We start from the raw sequence: 574 nt of genomic DNA, 5'->3' as shown, positions 1-574 counted from the left end.
TGGTTTCTGTGACGACTTCTTCACCAACTTGAGTCACGCTCTTGATGATGCCCTGTAGGCTTTCAACAAAGATATTGATGTTGTGCGCTAACTGTTTGAACTCAGGTACGTTGGATTCGTGCATGCGTGCCGTAAGGTCGGCATCGCCTTGCGCGAAGGATTGGATCGAAGCATCAAACTGTTCGATTGGTCGCATGATGCTACGATTCACAAACACGGCGAAGATAGCAACCACGGCAGCGATAGAAACACAGAACAGCGCAATGGCCACTAGAGTCGTGTTGAGCGCGTCATGGGCTGAAGCTTCCATTTCTGCAATGACGGCATCAATGTCATCGGTGTAAAAGCCGGTACCGATCATTAAATCCCACTCAGGAATGAACATTGAGTAGCTCAATTTCGGTAGCGCCTCTGTTTGTCCTAGTTTCGGGAAGTAATAGGTAGTGAATTCACCCGTTTTGGCGTTTTTCAGCAAATCTTGAATCAGGTAATTACCTTTCTTGTCTTGCCGGGTATAGAAGTTCTCACCGATGCCTTTGTCGTTCTTGCCGACCACAACACGGACGCCTTTGGA

The 574-nt window shown here is 47.9% G+C and carries 1 protein-coding gene; it reads right to left on the bottom strand.

Annotated elements, in window-relative coordinates; all coding sequences use genetic code 11:
- Positions 1-574, bottom strand: a 574-nt coding sequence (locus R7Z50_RS29590) for a cache domain-containing protein (protein WP_318150027.1), incomplete at both ends; no start/stop codon positions are given.

The sequence above is a fragment of the Vibrio sp. 1249-1 genome (assembly GCF_033340495.1).
The sequence above is the reverse complement of the archived record's forward strand: the minus strand, read 5'-3'. Positions and strand labels throughout refer to the sequence as shown.